This window comes from Mesorhizobium sp. C432A (assembly GCF_030323145.1).
Taxonomy (GTDB): Bacteria; Pseudomonadota; Alphaproteobacteria; order Rhizobiales; family Rhizobiaceae; genus Mesorhizobium.
The window spans coordinates 5,198,481-5,222,208 of record NZ_CP100470.1; the positions used below are offsets into that span (position 1 = coordinate 5,198,481).

At 62.2% G+C, this 23,728-nt stretch carries 24 protein-coding genes; 10 read left to right on the plus strand and 14 right to left on the minus strand.

All coding sequences use genetic code 11. From position 1 onward, the window contains the following. Positions 1-15: 15 nt before the first annotated feature. Positions 16-1,638: an ABC-F family ATP-binding cassette domain-containing protein gene (locus tag NLY33_RS25540; protein ID WP_023705196.1), complete on the minus strand. Its 1,623-nt coding sequence runs from the start codon at positions 1,636-1,638 to the stop codon at positions 16-18. 226 nt (positions 1,639-1,864) lie between these two features. On the opposite strand from NLY33_RS25540, the gene NLY33_RS25545 reads away from it, so the two are divergent. After that, the gene (locus NLY33_RS25545) at positions 1,865-2,179 is read left to right on the plus strand and encodes an EthD family reductase (RefSeq protein WP_023705197.1); all 315 of its coding nucleotides are present in this window, start codon (positions 1,865-1,867) and stop codon (positions 2,177-2,179) included. 52 nt (positions 2,180-2,231) lie between these two features. Here NLY33_RS25545 and NLY33_RS25550 read toward each other — a convergent pair whose 3' ends face one another. From NLY33_RS25550 to NLY33_RS25560, 3 genes are all read right to left on the minus strand, one after another. Beyond that, complete coding sequence (locus NLY33_RS25550; protein WP_023705198.1) at positions 2,232-2,975, minus strand: 2OG-Fe(II) oxygenase; 744 nt, start codon at positions 2,973-2,975, stop codon at positions 2,232-2,234. Positions 2,976-3,093: 118 nt separating this feature from the next. Then, positions 3,094-3,618, minus strand: a complete 525-nt coding sequence (locus NLY33_RS25555; RefSeq protein WP_023708602.1) for a carboxymuconolactone decarboxylase family protein — start codon at positions 3,616-3,618, stop codon at positions 3,094-3,096. A 44-nt stretch (positions 3,619-3,662) separates the two neighbouring features. Next, the gene (locus NLY33_RS25560; RefSeq protein ID WP_023705200.1) at positions 3,663-4,085 is read right to left on the minus strand and encodes an OsmC family protein; all 423 of its coding nucleotides are present in this window, start codon (positions 4,083-4,085) and stop codon (positions 3,663-3,665) included. A 200-nt stretch (positions 4,086-4,285) separates the two neighbouring features. Here NLY33_RS25560 and NLY33_RS25565 point away from each other — a divergent pair, with 200 nt between their 5' ends. From NLY33_RS25565 to NLY33_RS25595, 7 genes are all read left to right on the plus strand, one after another. Further along, positions 4,286-5,017: a 3-keto-5-aminohexanoate cleavage protein gene (locus NLY33_RS25565; RefSeq protein ID WP_023705201.1), complete on the plus strand. Its 732-nt coding sequence runs from the start codon at positions 4,286-4,288 to the stop codon at positions 5,015-5,017. Positions 5,018-5,119: 102 nt separating this feature from the next. Further along, on the plus strand, positions 5,120-5,629 hold the full coding sequence (locus NLY33_RS25570) for an Lrp/AsnC family transcriptional regulator (protein ID WP_023670324.1): 510 nt from the start codon (positions 5,120-5,122) through the stop codon (positions 5,627-5,629). Beyond that, positions 5,626-6,789 (plus strand): saccharopine dehydrogenase family protein, encoded by a 1,164-nt coding sequence (locus NLY33_RS25575; RefSeq protein ID WP_023705202.1) that lies wholly within the window; start codon positions 5,626-5,628, stop codon positions 6,787-6,789. Before NLY33_RS25570 ends, NLY33_RS25575 begins: the two co-directional genes overlap by 4 nt. A 108-nt stretch (positions 6,790-6,897) precedes the next feature. Continuing rightward, positions 6,898-7,686, plus strand: coding sequence for an ABC transporter substrate-binding protein (locus NLY33_RS25580; RefSeq protein WP_023705203.1), 789 nt, complete (start codon positions 6,898-6,900; stop codon positions 7,684-7,686). Positions 7,687-7,815: 129 nt separating this feature from the next. After that, entirely contained in the window at positions 7,816-8,493 is a 678-nt protein-coding gene (locus NLY33_RS25585; protein ID WP_023695534.1) for an amino acid ABC transporter permease, read from the plus strand. Further along, positions 8,490-9,164, plus strand: a complete 675-nt coding sequence (locus NLY33_RS25590; protein ID WP_023684787.1) for an amino acid ABC transporter permease — start codon at positions 8,490-8,492, stop codon at positions 9,162-9,164. Before NLY33_RS25585 ends, NLY33_RS25590 begins: the two co-directional genes overlap by 4 nt. Before the next feature lie 70 nt (positions 9,165-9,234). Next, positions 9,235-9,963 carry an amino acid ABC transporter ATP-binding protein gene (locus tag NLY33_RS25595; protein ID WP_023705204.1) on the plus strand — a complete coding sequence of 243 codons (729 nt, stop codon included), beginning with the start codon at positions 9,235-9,237 and terminating at the stop codon, positions 9,961-9,963. 207 nt (positions 9,964-10,170) lie between these two features. Here NLY33_RS25595 and NLY33_RS25600 read toward each other — a convergent pair whose 3' ends face one another. The 9 genes from NLY33_RS25600 to NLY33_RS25640 all read right to left on the minus strand — a co-directional run bounded on the left by NLY33_RS25600 (position 10,171) and on the right by NLY33_RS25640 (position 20,594). Continuing rightward, complete coding sequence (locus NLY33_RS25600) at positions 10,171-11,238, minus strand: cyclic nucleotide-gated potassium channel (RefSeq protein WP_023684786.1); 1,068 nt, start codon at positions 11,236-11,238, stop codon at positions 10,171-10,173. A gap of 144 nt (positions 11,239-11,382) precedes the next feature. After that, a complete protein-coding gene (locus NLY33_RS25605) occupies positions 11,383-12,453 on the minus strand; it encodes an adenylate/guanylate cyclase domain-containing protein (RefSeq protein WP_023693905.1) in 1,071 nt (356 codons plus the stop codon). Positions 12,454-12,456: 3 nt separating this feature from the next. Further along, positions 12,457-12,951 (minus strand): Rab family GTPase, encoded by a 495-nt coding sequence (locus tag NLY33_RS25610; protein WP_023670316.1) that lies wholly within the window; start codon positions 12,949-12,951, stop codon positions 12,457-12,459. An 11-nt stretch (positions 12,952-12,962) separates the two neighbouring features. Beyond that, on the minus strand, positions 12,963-15,641 hold the full coding sequence (locus tag NLY33_RS25615; RefSeq protein WP_031196554.1) for an OmpA family protein: 2,679 nt from the start codon (positions 15,639-15,641) through the stop codon (positions 12,963-12,965). 7 nt (positions 15,642-15,648) lie between these two features. Further along, positions 15,649-16,314 (minus strand): hypothetical protein, encoded by a 666-nt coding sequence (locus NLY33_RS25620; protein ID WP_023670314.1) that lies wholly within the window; start codon positions 16,312-16,314, stop codon positions 15,649-15,651. Positions 16,315-16,510: 196 nt separating this feature from the next. Beyond that, the gene (locus NLY33_RS25625; RefSeq protein ID WP_023708603.1) at positions 16,511-16,912 is read right to left on the minus strand and encodes a GFA family protein; all 402 of its coding nucleotides are present in this window, start codon (positions 16,910-16,912) and stop codon (positions 16,511-16,513) included. 20 nt (positions 16,913-16,932) lie between these two features. Then, complete coding sequence (locus tag NLY33_RS25630; protein ID WP_023705206.1) at positions 16,933-17,991, minus strand: Gfo/Idh/MocA family protein; 1,059 nt, start codon at positions 17,989-17,991, stop codon at positions 16,933-16,935. Between the two features lie 103 nt (positions 17,992-18,094). Next, positions 18,095-18,880 (minus strand): ThuA domain-containing protein, encoded by a 786-nt coding sequence (locus NLY33_RS25635; protein ID WP_023689044.1) that lies wholly within the window; start codon positions 18,878-18,880, stop codon positions 18,095-18,097. A gap of 151 nt (positions 18,881-19,031) precedes the next feature. Then, a complete protein-coding gene (locus NLY33_RS25640) occupies positions 19,032-20,594 on the minus strand; it encodes a DUF2778 domain-containing protein (RefSeq protein WP_084013524.1) in 1,563 nt (520 codons plus the stop codon). Positions 20,595-21,075: 481 nt separating this feature from the next. Here NLY33_RS25640 and NLY33_RS25645 point away from each other — a divergent pair, with 481 nt between their 5' ends. Beyond that, positions 21,076-21,627, plus strand: coding sequence for a cytochrome c (locus tag NLY33_RS25645; RefSeq protein ID WP_031196556.1), 552 nt, complete (start codon positions 21,076-21,078; stop codon positions 21,625-21,627). Positions 21,628-21,756: 129 nt separating this feature from the next. Continuing rightward, positions 21,757-22,179, plus strand: coding sequence for a hypothetical protein (locus NLY33_RS25650; RefSeq protein WP_023705211.1), 423 nt, complete (start codon positions 21,757-21,759; stop codon positions 22,177-22,179). Between the two features lie 611 nt (positions 22,180-22,790). Here NLY33_RS25650 and NLY33_RS25655 read toward each other — a convergent pair. Beyond that, the gene (locus NLY33_RS25655) at positions 22,791-23,723 is read right to left on the minus strand and encodes a dimethylarginine dimethylaminohydrolase family protein (RefSeq protein ID WP_023693913.1); all 933 of its coding nucleotides are present in this window, start codon (positions 23,721-23,723) and stop codon (positions 22,791-22,793) included. Positions 23,724-23,728 lie beyond the last annotated feature (5 nt).

Consider the following 23,728-nt stretch of genomic DNA (forward strand, 5'->3'; position numbering starts at 1 on the left):
GACGCAGGACCTGCGTCAGGTCCGCAGCCCCGGCGCCTCGTGCCCGGTCCTCTCCACATATTCGGTATAGCCGCCGCCATAGGTGTGGATGCCTTCTGGCGTCAGTTCCAGCACGCGGTTGGAGAGTGCGGCCAGGAAATGGCGGTCGTGCGAGACGAACAGCATGGTGCCTTCGTATTGCGACAGCGCCGTGATCAGCATCTCCTTGGTCGCGATGTCGAGGTGGTTGGTCGGCTCGTCGAGCACCAGAAGATTGGGCGGATCGAACAGCATCAGCGCCATCACCAGGCGCGCCTTTTCGCCGCCTGACAGAACCCGGCATTTCTTCTCGATCTCGTCGCCGGAAAAGCCGAAGCAGCCGGCGAGTGCCCTGAGCGGCGCCTGGCCGGCTTGCGGAAACGCGTCCTCCAGCGTCTGGAACACGGTGCGTTCGCCCTCCAACACCTCCATGGCGTGCTGGGCGAAATAGCCCATTTTCACACTCGGCCCCCGAGCAACTGTGCCGGCATCCGGGTCAGACGCGCCGGCCACCAGCTTCAGCAGTGTCGACTTGCCGGCGCCGTTGACGCCCATGATGCACCAGCGCTCGCGGCGGCGGACCTGGAAGTCCAGCCCCTCATAGATCGAGCGGCTGCCATAGCCCTTGTGGACGTTCTTCAGCGTCACGACATCCTCGCCGCAGCGCGGCGCCGGCTGAAAATCGAAATTCACGATCTGACGGCGCTTGGGCGGCTCGACACGATCGATCTTGTCGAGCTTCTTCACCCGGCTCTGCACCTGGGCGGCGTGTGACGCCCGCGCCTTGAAGCGCTCGATGAAAGCGATCTCCTTGGCCAGCATGGCCTGCTGGCGCTCGAACTGCGCCTGCTGCTGCTTGTCGGCGATCGCCCGCTGCTGCTGGTAGAATTCGTAATTGCCGGAATAGGCGGTGAGCGAACCGGCGTCGATCTCGACCACCTTGTTGACGATGCGGTTCATGAACTCGCGGTCGTGCGAGGTCATCAGCAGCGCGCCCTCATAACCTTTCAGGAACTGCTCCAGCCAGATCAGGCTTTCGAGATCGAGATGGTTGGACGGTTCGTCGAGCAGCATGACGTCGGGCCGCATCAACAGGATGCGGGCCAGCGCCACGCGCATCTTCCAGCCGCCGGACAGCTTGCCGACATCGCCATCCATCATTTCCTGGCTGAAGCCCAGGCCGTCCAGCACTTCGCGGGCGCGGCCATCGAGCGCATAGCCGTCGAGCTCTTCGAAACGATGCTGCGCCTCACCGTACTTCTCGATGACCTCCTCCATCCGGTCGGCCTGTTCGGGGTCGGCCATGGCCGCCTCGAGTTCGGCCATTTCGGCCGCCACGTCGCTGACCGGCCCGGCGCCGTTCATCACTTCGGCCACAGCACTATGGCCCGCCATGTCGCCGACATCCTGGCTGAAATAGCCGATGGTGACGCCGCGATCGACCTGCACCTGGCCCTCGTCGGGCTGCTCCTGGCCGGTGATCATGCGAAACAGCGTCGTCTTGCCGGCGCCGTTCGGCCCGACAAGGCCGACCTTCTCGCCCTTCTGTAGCGAGGCCGAGGCCTCGATGAAGACAAGCTGGCGGCCGTTCTGCTTGCTGATGCTTTCAAGACGGATCATGAGGCGGTCCGGGGGAGTTGGTGCAAAGTTGAGGGATTTGCCCGGGGCCATACGCGAATGAGCGCAAGGAGGAAAGAGGCAGAAGCGCCACAGATGGTGGCGAGGACCCGTCATCGCGCCCGAAACAAAAATCCAGCGATTGTCGAAAACCGCCCTCGCGGAACGACATTGGCACGGCGGCCTGCATGGCCCCCAAACAGCGACACCAACAGGCAGGAATATGACGATGGCCAAGATGCTCGTGATCTACAAAACCCCGGCTGATCCGGAGGCGTTCGACCGGCACTATTTCGAGGTTCATGTGCCGCTGGCCAAGAAGCTTCCCGGACTGCGGCGCTACGACATCAGCAGGCGGCCCATCATCAAGCGCTCGGCGGGCGAGATTCCGTATCTGGTCGGGACACTCTATTTCGACAGCCTCGCCGATATGCAGAGCGCATTTGCCACCGAAATCGGCATTGCCTGCGCCGCTGACCGGCGTATACTCGCCCCAGGAGACGATGACTTGACGATGCTCCTGTTCGACGTCGACCAAGTGTGAATCTTAGCCGATCTCGGAGTGGAACGAAGGAGCCGCGCCGAAGCGGACGACGTTACTTCGCGTCGTGGAAGATGATTCCCACCGTATGCCGCCGTCCCGAGCGCAGGCGGCTGACGCCGTGCCGGAGATTGACGCGGTAGTGCCCTTTCGTACCTTGCACCGGGCGATTGTGGACAGCAAAGATCACTGCATCGCCCCGGGTCAGCGGCACCACTTCGGCACGGCTTTGCATGCGCGGGCGCTGCTCGGTCAGCACGAATTCGCCGCCGGTGAAATCCTCGCCCGGCTGCGACAACAGGATCGCGACCTGCAGGGGAAAAGCGAGGTCGCCATAGAGATCCTGGTGGAGGCAGTTGAAGTCGCCGGGGCCATATTGGAGGAGAAGCGGCGTCGGCCGCGTTTGGCCGCCTTCGTGGCAAAGCTGGAGGAAGGCGGCGTGGTCATCGGGATAGCGCCGTGCCGCGCCCATGCGATCGTTCCAGTCGTTCGCGACGCCGGCCAGCCTGGGATAGAGCGCGGTGCGCAGGCCACCGACCAGATCCGGCAGCGGATAGCGGAAATAGCGGTACTCGCCCTTGCCGAAGCCATGGCGGGCCATCACCACATGGCTGCGGAAATGGTCCTCATGCGGATAGAGACCGGCGATCTCGGCGCACTCCTCGGGTGCAAGCAGCGCCGGCATGACGGCGCTGCCGTGGCTGTTCAGTTCGCCGATCAGAGCACTCCAGTCCTGCGCTGCGACGCGCGCTTCGGCCGAATGGGCTGCGCGTTTGGTGCTTATCGAATGGATGGTCATCGATGCCTCCTTTGATGTGATCAAAGTGGGGCGAACGGCGGGCGTGAACCACCCGATTCCTGCGGAGGTGAAGCGCGATCTTCCCCTTCGCCCCCTGTGGTAGAAGGGAAAACGCGCTTCACCGCTTGCGATACACCTCCAGCTCCGGGTCGAGATCAACGCGCACCGCATTCGTGAACAAGCAGGTCGCCACCATGACGCCGGCGAAGGCGACGAGGTTGACCAGCAGTGTGTCGTCGTAGCGAGCCTTGATTGCCGCCCAGACATCGTCGGGAACGGCGTTGGTATCGGCAGCGACTGCCTTGCCGAATTCGATCAGCAGTGTCTCGTCGGCGCTGGGCTCGATCGCCTCGGGATCAAGACCGCTGTCGATCAGCGCGCGGCGGAAGAAGGTAAGCGGAATCTCGGCGCGGCATCTCTCGGAGACCGCCAGCGACAACAGCCAGATGGCGCGGTCGTCGAGCGTGGGCTTCAAGAGATCGCGCAGGGTGAACCATTCGGCATAGATGCGGTGGGCTGCCGGTGAATGCAGCAGGATGCGCTTCATGTTGGTCATGCGCCCGCGCAGGCCAAGTTCCCTGTCGTGCTCGGCGCGGATGTCTTGCGATGTCGAGGCGTAGTCGATCGGCGGGATCATGGCCATGGAACGGTCCTTGGTTGGTGGCAGCGAGGCATTCTGCGACACCCTCACCCAAGCGTCGTATGCAATTGCGGCACGGCGCGCAGCGTGTTGGACACCGTGCAGGTCGCTTCGGCGTCCTCGACGATCCGCTGCTTGGTCGCAGCGTCGAGATCGCCTGAGATGTCGAGCCTGATATTGAGCCTTTCGACGCGCGACGGCTCGTCCTTGGCCTTCTCGCCGCTGACCTCGGCGCGCACCTCGCCAAGCGCGGCGGCAACCCCGAGGCGGGAGGCGGCGATGCGCGCGCTCAGCACCATGCAGGCGGCGAGCGAGGCGTAGAGCAGGTCGAGCGGATTGAAGCCCGGCGCGCTGACGCCGGTGACGACATCGACTGCACCGCCGGTCGGAGTGGTGATGGAAGGCAAGCCGCCGGGCTGCAGCGTCGCCGTCGCGCCGGTGACGCGGGTCCTGACCTTCAACTCAGCCATCGCAAATCCTTCTGGCCGGCAGTCCGGCAAAGGGGTAAGGATCGCCCGTGGCGTGTCCTGTCCCGCTATATGGTATGTCCTGGGCCGATACCGCAACCTCCGCAGAAGCGGCACCCTGTCAGCAATCTTCACCACGCCCGTTCCCTCTCCGCCCTGCCCTGCGGTAGGCTCGCGCGATCCGCAACAGGATCGCGAGAGCCATGATCGTCCAGGCCTGCATCAATGGCGCGCGCGCCGCCGATTTTCACCCCACACTGCCGCTCGACTCCGACGCTATGGCGCGCGACGGGGCGGCTTCGATTGCCGCGGGCGCAGCTGAGCTGCATGTCCATGCCCGCAGCGCGGACCGCCGCGAGAGCCTTGCGCCGGCAGCGATGGATCCGACCATCGCAGGGCTGCGCCGTGCCTGCCCCGGTACGCTGATCGGCGTCTCCACCGGCGCCTGGATCGAGAATGACGATACAAGCACGCTGGTCGCCATCGCCGGCTGGCGCGAATTGCCGGACTATGCCTCGGTCAATCTCAGCGAGGCGGCCGCGCCTATCGTCATGGAGAGCCTGCGGCAGCGCGGCATCGGCATCGAGGCGGGTCTGGCGTCGGTCGCCGACGCCGAGCGGCTGGTCGGCCTCGACCATGGCGGGCGCGTGCTGCGCGTGCTGATCGAGATTTCCGAGCAGACGCTAGACGAGGCTTTTGCGGTCGCCGGCGGCATCGAACAGGTCCTGGAGCGCGCCGGCATTCGCCGTGCCATCCTGCTGCATGGCGAGAACGCGACGGTGTGGCCGTTCGTGCGCCGTGCCGCGGATCGCGACTGGTCGACGCGCGTCGGGCTGGAGGATGGGAAGCATCTGCCGGATGGCACGGTTGCGGCCGGCAATGCCGCGCTGACGGCGGCAGCCGTGGCGATGTTCCAGTCCATTCGATCAGCGTAGCAACAAACTGACCTCTTGCTGTTATTATAAATATCTCGTAGGCTATTTTCATATCAGGAAGAAATTCCACCACATTTTTCTCCTTTATGAAAGCCTTGCCTTTTGCGTGAGCATCTCGATCAAACCGATCGACGGCTGGTAAAGCTGTTGTCGCAGGATGCCCAGCCCGGCATCAACCGGCTCGCCGAGACGATGGCGATCTCGGTGCCGACGGTGCGCTCAAGGTTGCGCAATCTGCTCGACCGCAACCTCTTGAAGATCGTCGGGCTGCTCAATCTGACCGAACGCCCCGAGTTGATCTCGGCCATTGTCGGCATCAACGCTCAGGGACGTGGCCGCGCCCGGGAACTGGCGCAGCGCATTGCCGAACTGCCTTTCGTCAACTCGGCCTCGGTGGTTACCGGGCGCTTCGACATCATCGTCGACGTGACCGTCGCCGGCGATGTCGCCGACCTCTACCGCATCACCAGCGAGCTGATTCCGGGCGCCGGCATTCCCGGGGAAGTCGTGCGCAGCGAAACCTTCGTCGTCATGGCTTCATGCAACAAATGGGTCAGCCTTCCCGAAGGCTGCTGGTCGGAAGAAACACCGTCACGCAAGGAGCCGGCATGAGAATAGCTGTTCTCGGCGGCCTCGGCCTGCAGGGACGGGCGGCCATCGCCGATCTCGTCGCCAGCGCCGGTGTCGAGGAAGTCGTCTGCGTCGATACGTCGGCTGACGGCCCTGCCCGGCTTGCCGGGCTGACCGACCTTTCCCGCGTGCGTTTCGTCATGCCCGAGGGCGCGATCGGTCCGGCGCTTGCCACCGTGCTGGCGGATGTCGACGCCGCCATCGATCTGCTGCCGCAGCCATTGATGCGCGAGGCGGTGCAGGCCGCGATCGCAACGCGCACGCCGCTGGTCACCACCAACTACGGCAAGGCGATTGCCGATCTGGCGCCGGAGGCTGCACAGGCCGGCGTTTCGATCATGACCGAATGCGGGCTCGACCCCGGCATCGACCTCGTGCTCTATGCGCGCGCCGCAAAGCAGTTCTCTACGATTTCTTCGATCGATTCCTATTGCGGCGGCATCCCCGAACCGAAGGCGATGGCCAAGCCGCTCTGCTACAAGGTAAGCTGGAATTTCGACATGGTTCTGGTCAGCCAGAACCGCGACAGCGTGATGATCGAGTATGGCAAGCGCGTCGAAGTGCCGGCCGGCCGACAGCACGACAATGCCTTCATCCACGAGATCGAGGTCGCGGGCCTCGGCCGGCTGGAAGCTTTCCCCAATGGCGACGCTCTGCACTATGTCGAGATGCTGGCAGCCGCCAAGGGATTGCAACGCTCGGGCCGCTATACGCTGCGCTGGCCGGGATGGTCGGCGTTCTGGGCGCCGCTGAAGGAACTCGGCTTCCTCTCCGAAGACAAGGTGCCCGGCACCGGCGCCAGCCCACGCGAATTTCTCGGCCGTCTGCTCGGCCCGCAACTGCAATATGGCGCCGACGAGAAGGACCTTTGCGTGATGCGCAATGTCTTTTCCGGTCTCGAAGGCGGCCGCGCCAAAACGGTGACGTCGGACCTGATCATCGAACGCGACCTGGCATCAGGCCTGTTCGGCATGAGCCTTGGCGTCGGCTATCCCGCCAGCATCGTGGCGCAGATGCTGGCGCGGCGCGAGATCGCCACACCAGGGCTTTTGAACCCGCTGCTGCATGTGCCGGACGGGCCGTTCTTCGACGAGCTGGCCAGGCGTGGCATCAAGGTTGCCGAGACGGTGGCCTGGGACTGAGGATTTTCGAACGGTGGCTGCCGCCGGAAAACGGTGCCGCCGCTCAAAAAACACCCAAAAGGGTGGAATAACAAAGTGGAACAACAACGATAACAGGAGGAATGCCAAATGAAGATTGCCAGACTTTTCATCGCCGGACTTGCGCTTGCGGGCCTGACCGCTGCTGCCAGTGCCGGAACGCTCGACGAGATCACCAAGCGCGGCGAACTGCGCGTCGCGGTACAGACGCAAGGACCTCCCTTCTCGCTGGTCGGCGCGGCCGGCGAGCGCACCGGCAGTTCGGTCGAACTCGCCGAACTGATGGCCAAGGAAATGGGCGTCAAGATCACCTTCCTCGACTATGATTGGGACGGGCTGATCCCGGCGCTGCTTTCGGGCAAGGCCGACCTGCTCGTCGCCGACATGACGCCGACGCTGGCGCGCGGCATGAAGGTCGCCTTCACCACACCTTACATGTATACGGGCAGCACCGTCTTCACCAAGGCCGACAGCAAGTTCAAGACAACCGAGGACTGCAAGGCCAAGGGCACCAAGATCGCCGTGCTGTTAGGCGCCACCGGCGAAAAGGAAGCCAAGAACGCCTTCCCGGATGCCGACATCAAGAGCTACAAGGGCGGCGGCCCGCTGCTGCTCGACGCAGTCAACAACGGCCAGGCCGATTGCGGCGTCAACGACGTCTCGGCGGTCAAGGGTCAGTCGACAGCCTATCCCGCCGGCACCTTCACCATCATGCCGGACCTGTTGTCGAAGGAGCCGCTTGCCTTCGCCACCCGCTACGACGAGCCGGACCTGTTGATCTGGATGAACCTGTTCCTCAACCAGGTCAGCATCGACGGCCGCCTGCAGAAGAACCTCGACTACTGGGTCAATTCCGACGCCTGGAAGAAGGATCACTAAGCAGAGGTAAGCAGGGAGTAGTGAGTAGGAAGTAGTGAATGGTGAATGGTGAATGGCCATTCCGGACGCCCTTCACTGCTCACCACTCACTACTCACTACTGCCCATTCACCATTCACAATTCACCGCCATGCTCGAAAATTTCAGCTTCCGCACCATCGTCGAATATCTGCCGCTGTTCGGGCAGGGTCTGATCACGACCGTGTGGCTGTCGGCGCTGTCTTTTGCGGGCGCGCTGGCCGTCGGCATCGTGCTCGCCGCCATGAACCTGCAGCGCGGCCAGCTGTTTCGCGTGCTGGCCAAGGGCTATATCGATGCCGTGCGCGCCACGCCGTTGCTGGCGCAGCTCTACTTCCTCTATTTCGGCCTGCCGCGTCTCGGCTTCGTCCTGCCCGAGCTCGTCGTCGGCATCATCGCTTTGTCGCTGAACAGCGGCGCCTATGTCGCGGAAATCATCCGCGCCGGCATCCTGTCGATCCCGCGCGGCCAGGTCGAGGCCGGGGTTGCCTCGGGAATGACCTATGTCCAGCGCATGCGCCTGGTCATCCTGCCGCAAGCCTTCAAGGTGACGATCCCGCCGCTGCTCGGCCAGGCGATCGTGCTGGTCAAGGATTCCGCGCTTTTGTCGCTGATCTCGGTTTCCGAACTGACGCGCGCCGGCCAGTTGCTGGCGTCCGACCGCTTCATGCCGGCGGAAGGCTTTCTCACCATCGCCGCTTTCTATCTGCTGCTCTATTACTGCCTCAAAGGACTGGCGGGGCTGTCCAGTCGCTGGCTCGGTCTGCAACCGGCAAGGAGCAGCACATGATCTGGCAACAGCTGCAAAGCCTGGCCGGCAGCTACCCCCTCGCCTTGCGCGGCCTTGGCATGACCGTGATGCTGTCGGCGATCAGCCTGGTGCTGGGCACGCTGCTTGGCTTCGGCCTCGGCATATTGCGCACCGGCGGCAACCGGCTGATCTCGAGCGTGATCGGGGCCTGGGTCGACCTGATCCGCGGCACGCCGTTCCTGGTGCAGATCTTTCTGATCTTCTTCATCCTGCCGGAATTCGGCATCGAGCTCGATGCCTTCACCGCCGGCATCATCGCGCTCACCAACCTCGCCGCGTGCTTCATCTGCGAGATCGTCGCCGCCGGCATCCGCTCGGTGCCGACCGGCCAGGTTGAGGCAGCTCTGGCGTCTGGCCTGTCGCGCTGGCAACGCATGCGCCAGGTGGTGCTGCCGCAGGCGATGCGCATCGTGCTGCCGCCGCTGGTCGGGCAATATGTACTCTTGATCAAGGATTCCTCCGTCGTCTCGGCGATCGGGCTGACCGACCTCACCCGCGTCGGCTGGCTTGTGGTGCAGCGTGTGCCCAACGGCCTGCTGGTCTTCTTCCTGGTCGGCGTCGGCTATTTCGTCGTCTGCTATCCGCTGATCATGCTCGCCCGCCGGTTGGAGCGACGCATGGGCGCGGCGCATGGCGAGGTGCAGCTGTGACATCGAACCCAAAGGGCTGACCGCCATGACCAATCCAAGCCCGACCAAGACAAACCTGACCGAAACGGGCATGATCGACTTTCGCGGCGTCAACAAATGGTTCGGCTCGCTCAATGTGCTGAAGGACATCACGCTCAGCGTCGAGCCGCGCGAAGTGGTCGTCGTCTGCGGCCCAAGTGGTTCGGGCAAGTCGACGCTGATCCGCTGCATCAACGGCCTGGAAGCGATCAAGGATGGCGACCTCGTCGTCGACGGCCAGCGCCTCGGCGACCCCGCCACCAACATGACGAAGCTGCGCACCGAGATCGGCTTCGTCTTCCAGTCGTTCAACCTCTACCCGCACAAGACGGCGCTGGAAAACGTCACGCTGGCGCCGATCCATGTGCGCAAGATCCCCCGCGCCGAGGCCGAGCAGGCCGGGCGCGACTTGCTGGCCAAGGTCGGCCTCGCCGACAAGGTCAACGCCTACCCGTCACAGCTGTCCGGCGGCCAGCAGCAGCGTGTGGCCATCGCGCGCTGCCTCGGCATGCGCCCCAAGATCATGCTGTTTGACGAACCGACCTCGGCGCTCGATCCCGAGATGATTTCCGAAGTGCTCGACGTCATGGTCGCGGTGGCCGAGGAAGGCATGACCATGATGGTGGTAACGCACGAAATGGGCTTTGCCCGCAAGGTGGCGCAGCGCGTGGTGTTCATGGACGCCGGCGCCATCGTCGAAAGCGGCACGCCGGAGGCGTTTTTCTCCGACCCGAAGACCGACCGCAGCCGGGCTTTTCTAAGCAAGATTCTAAGGCATTAGAGTTTAGCCAAAGCCGGTCGTCCGAAAGGCCGCGGGGCAGGAACTGTCGACGCACAGCGCCAAACAACGAGCCGCCGGTAGAGTGGATCGGCTACGTTTAGGTCTCCGCTACGCCTCTGGGAACTTCCACGTGCCGTCCATAACCTCCGCGCGTGGTCGATAGAGCCGTACCATCCAGTTCCAGCCGGGCCACCATCGGCTGTACGGTCAAGCCACCGGCGCCGCGCCGCGCCGCTCGAGCGCGGTCCTGCGGATGATTTCCGCGATTTCCGGGCTGCTGCTGCACAGCATCTGGAAATCCGCCGCGTGCAGCGACAGGAGTGAGACAGAAGTCGCGGCAGTGACGGTCGCCATACGCGGTTCGCCGCTGATCAGCGCCATCTCGCCGAAGAAGGCGCCAGGGCCAAGCTCCACCGGGTTGGGCGTCGCGACGCTGACGCGGCCCTCCACGACGAAGAACATCCGATCACCGGTCTCGCCACTGCGGCAGATCACGGCGCCCGCCGGCACCGTGCGAGGCCTTAACGCGCGCACGATCTCGACCAGCGTGGCCGGGCCAAGCTTCTGAAACAACGGAACGCCGGCAATCAATTGCCAATTGCGGACGAAATCCTCGCGACGGACTTCTTGATAAAAGCCGGAGGCAAGAATGCCGGCCCAGAGCCCGAAGATGCCGATGCCACACATCATGACAGCCCCGGCAAGGACGCGGCCGGCGAAGCTTTGCGGAATGTCGTCGCCATAGCCGGTAGTGGACAGCGTGACCACCGCCCACCACATTGTCTCGGGGATGCTGCCGAACTTTTCCGGTTGGACGTCGCGCTCGATGACATAGGCCGCGAGTGCGACACCGAACAGAACCAGGCCGAAGACCGTGGTGACGCCGACCAGGTTGCGCGCTTCGTTGGCCAGAACCCTGCCAAGCAGCGGGAAGAAGGTCGAGTCGCGCAGCGGCTTCAGCAGCCAGACAGCACAGTAGAGGCTCCGGTCGGGCGTGCCGTCGAGCAGAAATGCGGCGACTGGAACCAAAACCGCGAGCACATCGATCGCGATTGCCGGCGTCCTGTCCCTGAGGTCTCCCGCCCAGCGCTTGAGCAGGGTCTCGGCCATCTGCAGAAGATAGGCGGCCCAAATGACAGCAAGCACGGCAGCCAGAGCCAGTCTGCTTCGTCCGGACATGTTCGGCATCGTGAGCGCAGCCACCGCCAGAAGCCCAGGCGCAGCGAGCACCGCATTTAGCGGTGCGTAGATTCTCAGAAAAGGCAGTACCGACATTCTATCCCACCAGCGGCCACTGTGCTCCAGAATAGAGGCCTTCCGGGCAAGCGCAAAGGGTGCTTTGCGATCGCAAGATCAGGTCACGCCAATGGCTTTCGGGCGCCGCTATCGGCGCTCCACGGTCGCACCGCAGGCGACGGATCAGCTCGGGAGCCGCCACATTCGCACGCGACCCGCACCGCGCAATTCCGTTTCCTCGAGTGGGTCGCAAGCAAATTTCGGTCCAAGCAGTTGGCAAGTTGCATCGGAAATACGGATTTCATCGGGCTCCGCGGACGTTTGAATACGTGAGGCGAGATTAACGGTCTCACCCCACAGGTCATAGGCGAACCGCCTCTTGCCTATGACGCCGGCGACGATCGGTCCTGAATGAATTCCAATTCTCAGCCTTATCGGCTCTCCTGCGAAGCGTTCCCGCTTGACCGCCTTGCGCAGCTCAATCGCATAGCGCGTGAGGGCCTTTGCATGATCGGATCGCGCCGTGGGCAGGCCGGCGACCACCATCACACAATCGCCAATTGTTTTGATCTTTTCGCAGCCGTATCGCTCAGAGAGCCGATCCGCCGCCTTGAAGAAGTAGTTTAATATAGCGAGCGTCGTCACCGCTCCGACGCTGCGCGCTCGTTCCGTAAAACCGACGATGTCGGCAAAAAGCACACTCACCTCTGCGTGGTTGTCGGCAATTTTCTTTTGCGCTTTCAATCGCTCCGCGATCGAGGCCGGGAGAATGTTGAGGAGCAGGTTTTCGGCGCGCTGATATTCACGCGCCAATCCCTCCTGGCTCTTCCTCAACGCCTCGTTCGTCGATTGCAATTTTTCGTTGAGTTGACGCTCCCTCTCTTGCAGGAGCGTCATTTCATAGGCCTTCTGTTGAAGCCGCTGCCTGTTGTCTCGTTCGGCAGTGGCGTCCAGAAAAAGCAGCCACACGAACGCATTGTCAGCAAAAAAATGGAGGTCGGCGACACGCCCGCCGGGCAGTTCAACCATGTCCATGCGAAACGGAAGCTCCGGGCAAGGCAGCAAACCCTCCATGAATTCAAGCTGCTCGGCAACAGGCTTGCCGATGCGAAGTGATGACAGCCCGTAATGTTCAACATTACCGCCCTTGGCAGCTATGCAAAGCTCAGGGTCGATTTTCAGATAAGCGACAGCGTGCCCGTCGAAGAAGAAATTGAAAAACCAATTTCTGACTTCTTTTGGCAATTCATGCATGGTCTATTTGGTGACCATCAAGGCAAGTTGACGAAAGGCGTCATCTACCTGCTCGCCCGAAAGCGCACTTGTTAGATAGATTTGCCATCCACGTTGCCTCAACTCGTTGATCTCACCATCCGATATCGCCCACCGATCGGCCAGATCGGACTTGTTGAACAGCAATACGAACGGCATGGCGCCGAATTCGGCCTCGACCCGTTCGCGCAGCGTGAGTGCCACGGCAAGAGTAGCGGCGCGGGTTCCATCGACGACAAGCACGAGCCCGGTTGCACCGCGAACATAGCTGACGCGGAATGAGCCGATATCGTCTTCGCCGGCCAAATCCCACAAAATCAGATCCACGGTTTTGTCCGGGAGCGCGACGCTCTTCTTGTCGATTTTCACTCCAACGGTGGTCAAGTAGGTTTCTGAGAAGATGCTCTGCACAAACCTGCGGACCAGACTCGTCTTTCCGACAGCGAAACCGCCCAGCATGCAGATCTTTTTTTGCAACATGTTGGGCTCCGCTAGTCCAGGTTTACGGTAATCGAAACCCGGCGATTGGTGGAGCTACCGGTTAGACTGTTTTCAGGTACAGCCGGCTCAAAAGTGCCCGCGCCCCGAACCAGCAGCAATTCGGGAGCGACGCCCCGCTTGTTGAGAAGCGCACGAACTGTCTCGGCGCGGGCGGCGCTGATCGACGCGTTGGCCGTCTCACGGCCTGTGGTGTCCGAATGCCCGGTCAACATGAACCGCGCCGTTACGCCGGAATTGCGGGCACTCTGGGCGAATTCCTTTATTTGATCCGCCAACCTGTCGAGAACCGGCGTCTGCTCCGGTCCCGGCACAACCTTGCCGGAAGAGAAGAAAATATCGGTCGTCTGGATGGCCTGCCTCAAATGATTAAGTTCTGCAAGGTTCAGTTCACGCAGCTGCGAGACATCCAGAACCACGCCGTCCGCCGAAAGTTGTTCAGCGGCGGCCCGTGCCCGGTTGATCCAGCCGGCAGGAGCCTCACCCACGGCCACGATGCGACCCTGGATGATCGAGAGCTGAACGGTTTTCGGCGGGGACAGCGCCGCGGTCAGCCGCTTCACCACAAACTTCGGATCAAGGCTCTGATAGAATTGCCACTGTGCATGAACGCGGGCAGGATCAACGTCCGTTCCGGACAGCAGGGCTTGCGGGTCGGCGGCAAGCGGGTCTCTCAAGCCGGAAATGTAGAAATGTCCGCCCCTCGCGCTTTGTTGGGCGACGATGATTCCCGGTTGGGCCTCAAGTCGCGACACATAATACTGCCAGTGCTCCGCCGCGCGCGCTTCGGGGCTCACGTCACGAACCTTGGAGATGTCGAATTCGGGTCCGCCTGCCGAAAGCTGCCGGGCCGCCGCGCGCGCGCGATCGATCCAGGTGTCGGGAGCCTCGCCCTCGGCAACGATGCGATCATCGACAATCGAAAGTCGTACTGTATCCGGCGGATACAGCGACGCCGTCAGCCGCTTCAACACGAACTCCGGCTCAAGACTCTGATAGAATTGCCACTGCGCATGAACCCGGGCGGGATCGACCTCTGTTCCCGACAACAGCGATTGCGGATCGGCGCCAAGCGGGTCTCGCAGGCCGGCGATATAGAATTGGCCGTCGCGTATCTTTTGGTCTGCAACGATGATGCCCGGCTGGGTCTCCAGTCGCGACACATAGGCGTGCCAGCGCTCCGCCTCGCGCACTTGGGGACTTACGTCACGAACCCCCGAGATATCGAAGACCGGCCCGCCTGCCGAAAGCTGCTGGGCCGCCGCGCGCGCCCGGCTGATCCAGGTGTCGGGAGCCTCACCCTCGGCGACGATGCGGCCATCGACAATCGAAAGTCGCACTGAATCCGGCGGAGCCAGCGACGCCGTCAGCCGCTTCAGCACGAACTCCGGCTCAAGGCTCTGATAAAATTGCCATTGCGAATGAACCCCGGCCGGATCGACTCCCGTGCCTGACAACAGCGACTGCGGGTCGACGGCAAGCGGGTCCCTCAGGCCGGCAATATAGAACTGGCCATCGCGTACCTGCTGTTCGGCAACGATGATGCCCGGCTGGGCCTCCACTCGCGACACGTAAGCCTGCCAGCGCGACACGTAAGCCTGCCAGCGCTGCGCTGATTGCCAGGAAAGAAAGTACCAACCGCCTGCCAGACTCAAGAGCAACAGGGCAACGGCTGCCACCAGCCACGGAAATCCGTCGTTTGATTCCTCCTGCTTCAGCTCGACGCAGGTCTGCAACTGCGCCTCTACGCTGGCCAGCTGCGAACCGTCGCCGTCAAACTGCTCTAAGGCCTGGGAGCTTTCCTCATGGATGCGAAGCAACACATCGCGAACGATTTCATGCAATTCCTCCGGCGGATTTCCCCGGATCACCGAAACCAGGGTCGCAAACGGTCCAACTTCCGACCAGAGACGAAGCTCGCCGAAACGGATTGTGTCCAGGCCGCTCTGCTCTTTCTCGTTAAATGAGTCTTTTACAAAATCCTGAATCGCACTGAGCATCGAAGAAATGAGCTGAGGATCTTCGCTCGTTGCATTGTCGGCCGTTACATGCGCTATCAAAAGGCCGGAATTCCGATGAATGAGAAACGCATGTTCCACACGGTATACAAGGGAATGCTTCAGAACAACTGCCGAGAAGCTTGCCCCTGTTCTCCAGGCTTCAAGTCTCCACTTGAGCCCGTGCCAGGTGAATATGTGCCTTAGAGTTTCATTCAGCGACTGAAAGGTCTGGTCGATCTTTTCGCCGATCGACTTGCGAATTGCCGGCAGAAACACCGGGTACAATATGTCCGTCAGCGTGCGCGGGCTCTTCTGGATCGACCGTTGCACAGCCCGTTCGACAGCTGGCGCAAGCGCCTCGCCGAGTTGCGCGTAAGGCGCTCGTCCGGCAGCACTGGGAAGAACGTCGCCCACGGCCGCCGCAAGCTGCTCGGGTTCGTCGAGCAGATGCGTAACGCGTGAAAGCTCCGAGATTTCGCGGCTGACCAGCAACTGCCGCAGCGTTTCCATGCGCGGATCGGCGGTGGGAACCGCCTCGAACTGCGCACGGTAGTCCGGATCAACGTTCCGGGCAATTTCGATCAAAAGACGAGCCAGAGCCTCGCGATCAATCTCTGTATCGTTCGAGGCTGTTCTTTGCGGAAGGTTGAATGGGTCGACGGTGGACGTCAAGGTCCCATCAACTCACTTTCCAGCTGCGGTCCGAGTTGCTCTTGCTCCCGACGGGATCCTGATTGAGACATTTTGCAACCTCGACAAACAGGCCAGCCAAAAGATTTCGGTCGGTCTTGACGTTGCTGAGGTCGGCAAACATCTTCTCGATCAGCATCTGAACGCCTTCATTCTTCTGCTTGATTTCCTCACGCAGCAAATGATCGTTTCGATTTATCCGGTCCGAAACGTCGCGCTCGAGCGCGCTCAACTGATCCGACAACGTGCGCACCTGCTTTTCAAGAGCCTGGTTTTGCTCGCGAAGATTCCGGTCGATCTCCTTGTCGGCATCGGCTCGTGAATCTTTTTCGCTCCGCAATTGCCCTGCAAGCGAATCGATCTGCTTCTTTGCATTCGACTCGTACATTTCGAGATTGCGCTTGGCCTCGGACTCGACATCCTTGAAGCGCTGCAACACCCGTTCTTCAAGCTTGGAAAAACGGCGGTCATAGTCCTGCATCTGGTTGCCGAACAGCAGGTCACGGATCTTGTCGACACCGACGGCGTCGCCGGCGGTTCCGTTTTCGCGGGCCTGAACTCCCATGAAGTTCAGCCCGTTTCCTTCTGTGTTACCTATCAGATTTACGTCCGCCTTCTTTTCTGAAGAAGCGGAATTCGAAGATTCCTTAGCCATCCATATACCCCCATTGAACACATGCCGTCAGGTAAGCATGTCAGCAATCGGGCCGCAAGCCGGATTCGTCTTGACTTATGCCTATTCATGGGGCAGCCGAGCGCGATGGCTAACGGCCCGGCAATGGCAATCAGGGGCGATGCCCTCTTGAAGGCGCGGAGCGTGCGGACGGTTCCGGGTATCCAAAAAGCGGCCTTCAGTCGAACGTCGCCAGCGGCTCGGCGTTGATCTCGACCCACTCACAGCGACGGCTTTCGTGGTAAAAAGACTGGAAGGGCGGCGGGAACGACGGGTCGGCGAAGGCGCCGACGGGAATGGCGATCACACCGGGCTGCGTGTCGATGCGATAGTGGACGGCGGCGCCGCACTCCGGGCAGAAATTGTAGATGACGCGGCCGCCCTCGTCGCCGGTGCGCGTGAACTGCTTCGCCCGCCCCTCGATCGATACATCAGCTTGCGCAAACCGGACATTGTAGCTGAAGACGCTGCCGGTGCGGCGCTTGCAGTCGAGGCAATGACAGACCGAGATGCGCACCGGCTCGCCCGAACAGACGGCTGAAAGCTGGCCGCAGAGACATTGCGCGCGGCGCGTGACCATTGTTTCTTCCTCCCTTCACATCACTGCGTATCGGCGCTGGCCCTCAGTTCCGTCCGCTTCTGTTCCGAAACCATGGCTAGATCCAGCACCTTCTGCAGTTCGGCGGCATGGTGGAATGAAGGCTCGGCCTGCACGCCGCTGCGAACCGCATCGACGAAGCGCTGGTAATTGGTCGGCACCGTGCCGGCGTCGAGCACCTGCCATTTGGCGTTCTCGATATCCTCGCCGATACACGCCTTCAGTTCCGAACCCTCGAGATTGTGCACGACTTCGATGCCGCCCTTGTCGCCATAGATGCGCAGGCGCAATTCGTTGATGTGGCCGGTCGCCCAGCGGCTGGCGTGAACGACGCCAAAGGCGCTGTTGGAGAAATCCAGCGTCATGGCGAAGCTGTCATTGGCGTCGAGGTCGTATTCGCCGATGCGGTTGCCTGGCGCCTTGTCGAAGGTGCGCAGCCGGCAAAACACGTGGTCGATGTCGAGTGCGGCCCCATAGCTGGCGAAATCGAGGATGTGGATGCCGACATCGCCGAGCACGCCGTTGGAGCCGTGGTCACGCGACAGCCGCCACAGCCATTTCGGGTCGGTGCGCCAGTCGCCCCAGAATTTCGACACCAGCCAGCTCTGCAGATAGGAGGACTCGACGTGGCGGACGGTGCCGATCTCGCCGGCCAGCACCATCTGTCGCGCCTTCTGCAAGGCAGCGACATTGCGATAGGTGAGGTTGACCATGTTGACGATGCCGGCGGCCTCAGCCGCTTTGGCCATCTCGCTTGCCTTGCCGAAGTCTTCGGCCAGCGGCTTTTCGCACAGTACCGGCTTGCCGGCCGCGATCAGCGCCATGGTGGTCGGGTGGTGAATGCGGTCGGGCGTGACGTTGGCGACCGCATCGAACTCGCCCCACGCCAGCGCGTCTTCCAGCGATGTGAATCGCTTCGGTATCTTGAACCCGTCGGCGAATTCGCCCACGCGCTTTTCATCGACGTCGACAGCACCGACGATCTCGACGCCGTCGATGCCGCCGAAACGGCGGGCATGCTCCTGCGCCATCCAGCCGGTACCCAGTATCAAAAGCCGCATTCTCTGCACTCCGAGCGAATTGGTTCGATTCAATCATATGGCGCAGATACGGTCTAGGAAACCCATGCGGAAAGCCGCTACGCCTTTTTTCCTGGATTTTGCTTTAGCGGAAGCCGGCCTCGCCCGAAGCGTGCAGCTTGCCGCCGCGCTCGACGATCGGCTCCAGCGCCTTTTCGACCGGCACGTTCGGCGCCTCAAGGATCGCCGACTTGGTGCCCTGCGGATTGTGCGCCCACTTAACCGCATTGCGCAGCACCTTGTGCACATTGGCGTCGTGATAGGTCGGATAGGTCTCGTGGCCCGGGCGGAAGTAGAAGACATTGCCGGCGCCGCGGCGATAGGTCAGCCCAGAACGGAACACCTCGCCGCCCTGGAACCAGGAGATGAAGACGGTCTCCAGCGGTTCGGGCACGGCGAACTGCTCGCCATACATTTCTTCATTCTCGAGCTCGAAATATTCGCCGACGCCTTCGGCGATCGGATGGCTGGGACTGGTCGCCCAGAGCCGCTCGCGCTCACCCGCCTCGCGCCATTTCAGCGTGCAGGGCGTGCCCATCAGCCGCTTGAAGATTTTCGAGAAATGGCCGGAATGGAGAACGATCAGCCCCATGCCTTCAAAGACCCGGCGGGCGACGCGCTCGACGATCTCGTCGGCAACGGCGCCATGGTCCTTGTGGCCCCACCAGACCAGCACGTCGGTCTCGGCCAAGCGCGCCTCGGGCAGGCCATGCTCGGGCTGTTCGAGCGTGGCGGTCGAGGCGGAGATCGCCTCGTCGGCATTCAGCGCCTTGGCGATGGTCGTGTGCATGCCCTCGGGATAGAGGGCTGCGACCACCTCATTGGTCCGCTCATGGATGTTCTCGCCCCAAACGACAGCGCGTATTGTCATGATGTCCTCGTGGTGAAGCCGACCCGCAGCGGTCACTCATAGTCTGCCTTGGGGTCAAAGGGGAATAGGCAGTGGGGAATAGGCAATAGGGGCAGAAAAACAAGGAACAGGCGATGGACGCTCCTGGGCCCTATGCCTACTGCCTACTGCCTTACGCTCCCCGGCCTTCCTGAGCGACCCGCGTCAGCGGCTTGGTCAGGCGCGGCACGACGACGAGGCGCTTGATCTTGCCCTTCTTGTAGGCGGCAAGGAAGCGGGCGTAGTCCTTGAAGACGACGCAGCCATTGGATTCCGCACGGCCGCCGCGCAGCATGTAGGTGTGGGCGAGCAGGCCGTCGCGGCCGTATTTATTGCCGCCGCTGACGGGAGTGAGACGGAGCGCCTCGACGCCATGGAAGCGGGATTCGCGCAGTCGCAGATCATAGGTGTTGGGCGGCGTCGGGCCGACATTCTTCTTGTGCACGAAGCGCGGCTGGTCGACCATTGAACCCAGCCCCGAATGGGCCTCCAGCCGCGAGCCGTCCGGCATATAGACGGTCTTGGCCGAGATATCGTAGACGGCGACGCCGCCGCCCATTCCGGGCGTGGCGAACAGATCCTTGAAGGCGCGACCGACACCGCCCGCCGGGACGTCCGGCTTGGCATAGGCCAGCATCTCGCCGGCCTGTGTCTTCGACCGTTTGCCAGGCTTGATCCGGCTTGATTGGATGCTCTGGCTGTCTGGCACGCCAGGCAGTGCGGCGACCTCCGAAGTACTGCGTGGCGAGCGCGGCGACGAATTGCCCGGCGACTGGGGTGCGGGGCTCTCGGGCGTCCTGTCGGTCTGTGGCTTGGCTGCCCTGGGCTTGCTGGCTTGCCGAGCCTCGGCAGGCTGAGCGGTTTCGGCGCGTGGACGCCAACCGGGCAACGCAATGTTGTCGGGCAGATCGTCCTGCGGCGGCAGCGAAGCGACCTGAACCTCGGCCTGCTCAGGATCCTGCCCTCCGGCGATTGCTTCAACGGCCGGCGGCGGGGCCAGCATGTCAGCGTCTTCCGGCAAGCTGTTGGCCAGCGCCAGCGCCAGGCGCGATGAGCGTTCGATCTCAGCCACTTCCGGCCCAAAGCGTTCCGAGGCCGGGCCATGCTGATCGGGCAGCCGGACTTCGGCGAAACGGGCAGCGACCGGAAGGCTGGCAAGCATGAAGGGCGCATTCGAGGCCTTGGCGAAGGCGGCAGCCAGCTTTTGCGGCGACAGCTCTGCCTTGGCCACCACGCCGTCGAAGCGCATGCCGCGCGAAGTGGCGAGAGCGACGCTGGTGTTTGGCGCAATGTTTGAGGCGACACTGCTCGGGGCCACAGCGTGCGTGGCCGGCTTCAGCCGCGCCATCTTGCCGTCATTCGCGAAGTTCGCGGCGGCATGCGCGCAGCCGGCGTCGCATTGGCTGAGCAGCGAGGCCTGTGATTTTTGCGCCGAAAGCCGCGGCGCCCACGAATTGGCGAGGCTGCGGCGCGAATCGGCAAGTGCTGCGTTCGGCAGAAGCAGACTGTGCGGAAGGCTGTTGGAGGCTGCGGTGAGGGAGGTACCGAGCGAATAGAGGCCGGCCATGGTTGCCACCGACCACAGCGCCAAGGCCGCGCCGACAACCGGCACCACCACCCAGCGCTGGCCGGATCTCTTCGAAGTCAAACCCCGTTCAGGAGTATCGCCCCGGTCTTTCAAACGCAAAAACGCCATACAACCACTCTCAATCGGCATGCAGGCTTGCGACCCTCGCATCCGTGACATCCACAGTTCGCTGGTGCCCCCTGCACCTTTCGCGTCTGTTGCCGATTGAATCAAAAGATGGACAAAGTTGGTTAACCAATCCCTCCATCAGCCACCGATTATGCGGCGCCTGATACGAAAAAAAGAGCACTCCATGGTCTGCGCCACGGTAGAATGCTCTCCCTCACCCCCGCCTTGCTGCCCGTTTTTGCGATCCAAGTCAAGGAACGCTGCGTCAGCTTGCTGCAAGCCTGTGCTGATTGCCCGCTGATCGGCCTTCTCAATCAGTTGACCTTCCGGTGGCTGGAAGGTCTATCTGCTCAGAGACGGAGACCTCCGGCGACGGAAATTTACCGATGAGAACCGGCATCACGACCGAAGAATCCGACTGCAGGTCGAACCCCTGCTGCGGCTGGCTGAGCACGGATGGATGGGGCAAGGACATCGCGCCGTGAGATGGACTGTGAAAGCGGCGCTGCTGTGGCTGGTCTGTGCCCTTACGATGGGCGCCTCCGTCGGCAGCGGACCGATCGTCACGGCCCGCCAGGCGTCGATGAAGGAGATGGCGGCGGCTGCGAAAACCATTGCCGGCATGTTCGACCGCAGGCAAGCCTATGACGCGGCAGCCTTCAAGGCGGCAGCGGACACGCTGCGCGCGCGCACCGGCCCTGCCCTGATTGCCGAATTTCCGAGCGGCTCGCTTGGACCGCCTTCGCAGGCCAGGCTGGAGATCGATCAGTCACGGGCCGAATTCGAGGCCCTGGCAAATCATATCGGAACGCTGGCCGACGCTCTGGCCGCCAAGGCCGAAAGCGCGCCGGCCGTCATCACCGATGACATGCGCATGGGCACCGGCCTGGCGATGGGCGGCGGCAGCCTGCTCGGCAAGCGGCCGAGCGCCGTTGAAGTCGATCCTACCAAACTGCCGGCGGAGCATATCCTGCATCTCATCCTGCAGGATTGCTCGACCTGTCATTCGAAATTCCGGCAAAAGGTACAGTGAAGCGACATTATCCGGCGGAGCATTTCTTGCTGGCCTGCGCCACAGTCACTTTGCATACAAGTAAATTCGTTTGTGCTAATATATCGCCGGTCGTGCATATCCATGCATGACGAGCATCGGGAGGATGCAATGAAAACCATGAATCGCAGGTCTGCAATTGCCCTCGGTCTGACGACCGCCGCGGTAGCGCCTTTGTTCACCTTGGCGGCATCGGCAAAAATCAAGAAATACGGCCCGAAAGAGGGCAAGGAGATTGCGCCCGGTGTCAGGGTGGTGGAGGTCGGCACCGGCAATGCAGACATTCCCGCCTACAAGAGCATCGCAATCATCGACGTTGTGTTTCAGCCCGGAGCACATGCTCCTCAAACCGTGATGGACAACGACATGGTGTGCACCATTACCTCAGGTGCATTCACGATCAAGAAAGCGGACAAGGAATTCAAGCTCAAGACGGGTGATATGTACACCTGCTCCAAGGGCAAGACCGATGAAGCGACGAATACAAGCAAGGAGGTCGGCGTGCATCGCATCGCCATATTGATACCCGCATAGCAGATGGAATTCCGGCCGGACCACGCCGTCGCGAGTCCGGCCGGCCAGACGAGGCGATCTCGTTCCGTCGTCAGCGCGGCCATCTCACGCCACACTCCCTGATCGCCGGGCGGGCGGGAACGGCGCGGATGCGGTCTTCGGCGCTATGGCTTTGTTGGGCATTATCTTTTGGGGAAGCTGGCTTGGTTTTAAAACCATCGGCTAGGTCGAATGGCTGATCAATCAGCGCATCCACGTGGCCATACGGAGATCGAAACCCGCAGGAGTTTTGCCGGCCACCAGGCGGTGTTCGAGGCGATCGAGCGCCACGAGCCGGAGCAGCCGGCCAGGCGATGCGCGCCGGCGGGCTGCCTTCAATCATACAGCGCGATCCGGTCGTCGGTAACCAGGACGACCGAATTTCGGCCTTCAGCGGCTGGTTGCGCTCAGGGGGCGGGCTTCGACGGGTTTGAAGCGACCAGCGATCCGAGTTTGCCGGCTTTGGCCAGACTCGGCTTTTCGTAAGTTTTCTTCACAGAATCCCTCCTCTAATGGCATCAATTTCCTCTGCCAGGCCTGTTTTGTCAAATCTGGCAGCAGTCCGTCACAGGTCCCGGCGGCAATTCGTGCCGTTACGCCGGCTCGCGCTTCAGCGCCTGCGCCATGCAGTGAATGCCGCCGCCGGTCTTGGAAATCTCGCTCATGTCGACGGCAGCAACCTCGAAGCCGCGCGCTTTGAGTTGGCCGATCAGCGACTGGCTCGACGTCGGCGCGATCACCCTGTCCTTGCCGAGCGACATGAAGTTGCAGCCGAGCGCCATCGTGTCCTGGAAGGGCACGTCGATGATCTCGTGGCCCTTGCCCTTCAGCCAGTCGACAATGCCGGGCTCGGTGCAGGCGAGGCACACCGCGGTGAGCTTTTCAGCGATCGGCACCACCATCAGGTCGATATGGACATAGTATTCGTCGATGAAGGCGAGGCGCGTTTCCCAGCCTTCCTTTTCGAACCAGTCCTGCACCTGGCGGGCGCCCTCTTCCTGCGTGCGGGCGCCGCCGCAGCCGATCAGCACCACGCCCTCCTCGATGACGTTGAAGTCGCCGCCTTCGAAGGTGCCAGCCGTGACCATGTCGTAGATGGGGATGCCGAGCTTTTCATAGGTGCGGATGGCGGCATAGTTCTCGCCGCGCCGCCACCAATTGGCCATGGCGGTGATGAAGGCGCCGTAGGGCGTCATGACGCTGGAGTCTCTGGAATAAACCTGCATCGGCAGCTCCGGCGTCGGCTCGTGCCAGTGGATGTTGACGCCGAAATGTTCATAGGCGGCGACGAGGTCCTTGTGCTGCGCCTGCGCGATCTGGACGTTGCAGGGCGCCTCGCGCAGATGCTTGCGCGACAGCGAACTGGTCGAGAGGTGGCGCAGGAAATTCGGCGAGCCGAGCAGAACGTCGGTCAAGACGTCGGTCTCGTTGGCGAAACCCCATGATGTCAGCGGCTTGGTGCCGCCGGCGGGGTTGCGGCGTTGCAGCGAGAACGGCTCGGCGACGATGCGGTCATGGACGGTCATAAGGT

Excerpts from the sequence above, each read along its gene's own strand:
- NLY33_RS25540 (WP_023705196.1), bottom strand. The coding sequence starts at position 1,638 with ATGATCCGTCTTGAAAGCATCAGCAAGCAGAACGGCCGCCAGCTTGTC.
- NLY33_RS25545 (WP_023705197.1), top strand. The coding sequence starts at position 1,865 with ATGGCCAAGATGCTCGTGATCTACAAAACCCCGGCTGATCCGGAGGCG.
- NLY33_RS25550 (WP_023705198.1), bottom strand. The coding sequence starts at position 2,975 with ATGACCATCCATTCGATAAGCACCAAACGCGCAGCCCATTCGGCCGAA.
- NLY33_RS25555 (WP_023708602.1), bottom strand. The coding sequence starts at position 3,618 with ATGGCCATGATCCCGCCGATCGACTACGCCTCGACATCGCAAGACATC.
- NLY33_RS25560 (WP_023705200.1), bottom strand. The coding sequence starts at position 4,085 with ATGGCTGAGTTGAAGGTCAGGACCCGCGTCACCGGCGCGACGGCGACG.
- NLY33_RS25565 (WP_023705201.1), top strand. The coding sequence starts at position 4,286 with ATGATCGTCCAGGCCTGCATCAATGGCGCGCGCGCCGCCGATTTTCAC.
- NLY33_RS25575 (WP_023705202.1), top strand. The coding sequence starts at position 5,626 with ATGAGAATAGCTGTTCTCGGCGGCCTCGGCCTGCAGGGACGGGCGGCC.
- NLY33_RS25580 (WP_023705203.1), top strand. The coding sequence starts at position 6,898 with ATGAAGATTGCCAGACTTTTCATCGCCGGACTTGCGCTTGCGGGCCTG.
- NLY33_RS25585 (WP_023695534.1), top strand. The coding sequence starts at position 7,816 with ATGCTCGAAAATTTCAGCTTCCGCACCATCGTCGAATATCTGCCGCTG.
- NLY33_RS25590 (WP_023684787.1), top strand. The coding sequence starts at position 8,490 with ATGATCTGGCAACAGCTGCAAAGCCTGGCCGGCAGCTACCCCCTCGCC.
- NLY33_RS25595 (WP_023705204.1), top strand. The coding sequence starts at position 9,235 with ATGATCGACTTTCGCGGCGTCAACAAATGGTTCGGCTCGCTCAATGTG.
- NLY33_RS25600 (WP_023684786.1), bottom strand. The coding sequence starts at position 11,238 with ATGTCGGTACTGCCTTTTCTGAGAATCTACGCACCGCTAAATGCGGTG.
- NLY33_RS25605 (WP_023693905.1), bottom strand. The coding sequence starts at position 12,453 with ATGCATGAATTGCCAAAAGAAGTCAGAAATTGGTTTTTCAATTTCTTC.
- NLY33_RS25610 (WP_023670316.1), bottom strand. The coding sequence starts at position 12,951 with ATGTTGCAAAAAAAGATCTGCATGCTGGGCGGTTTCGCTGTCGGAAAG.
- NLY33_RS25620 (WP_023670314.1), bottom strand. The coding sequence starts at position 16,314 with ATGGCTAAGGAATCTTCGAATTCCGCTTCTTCAGAAAAGAAGGCGGAC.
- NLY33_RS25625 (WP_023708603.1), bottom strand. The coding sequence starts at position 16,912 with ATGGTCACGCGCCGCGCGCAATGTCTCTGCGGCCAGCTTTCAGCCGTC.
- NLY33_RS25630 (WP_023705206.1), bottom strand. The coding sequence starts at position 17,991 with ATGCGGCTTTTGATACTGGGTACCGGCTGGATGGCGCAGGAGCATGCC.
- NLY33_RS25635 (WP_023689044.1), bottom strand. The coding sequence starts at position 18,880 with ATGACAATACGCGCTGTCGTTTGGGGCGAGAACATCCATGAGCGGACC.
- NLY33_RS25640 (WP_084013524.1), bottom strand. The coding sequence starts at position 20,594 with ATGGCGTTTTTGCGTTTGAAAGACCGGGGCGATACTCCTGAACGGGGT.
- NLY33_RS25650 (WP_023705211.1), top strand. The coding sequence starts at position 21,757 with ATGAAAACCATGAATCGCAGGTCTGCAATTGCCCTCGGTCTGACGACC.
- NLY33_RS25655 (WP_023693913.1), bottom strand. The coding sequence starts at position 23,723 with ATGACCGTCCATGACCGCATCGTCGCCGAGCCGTTCTCGCTGCAACGC.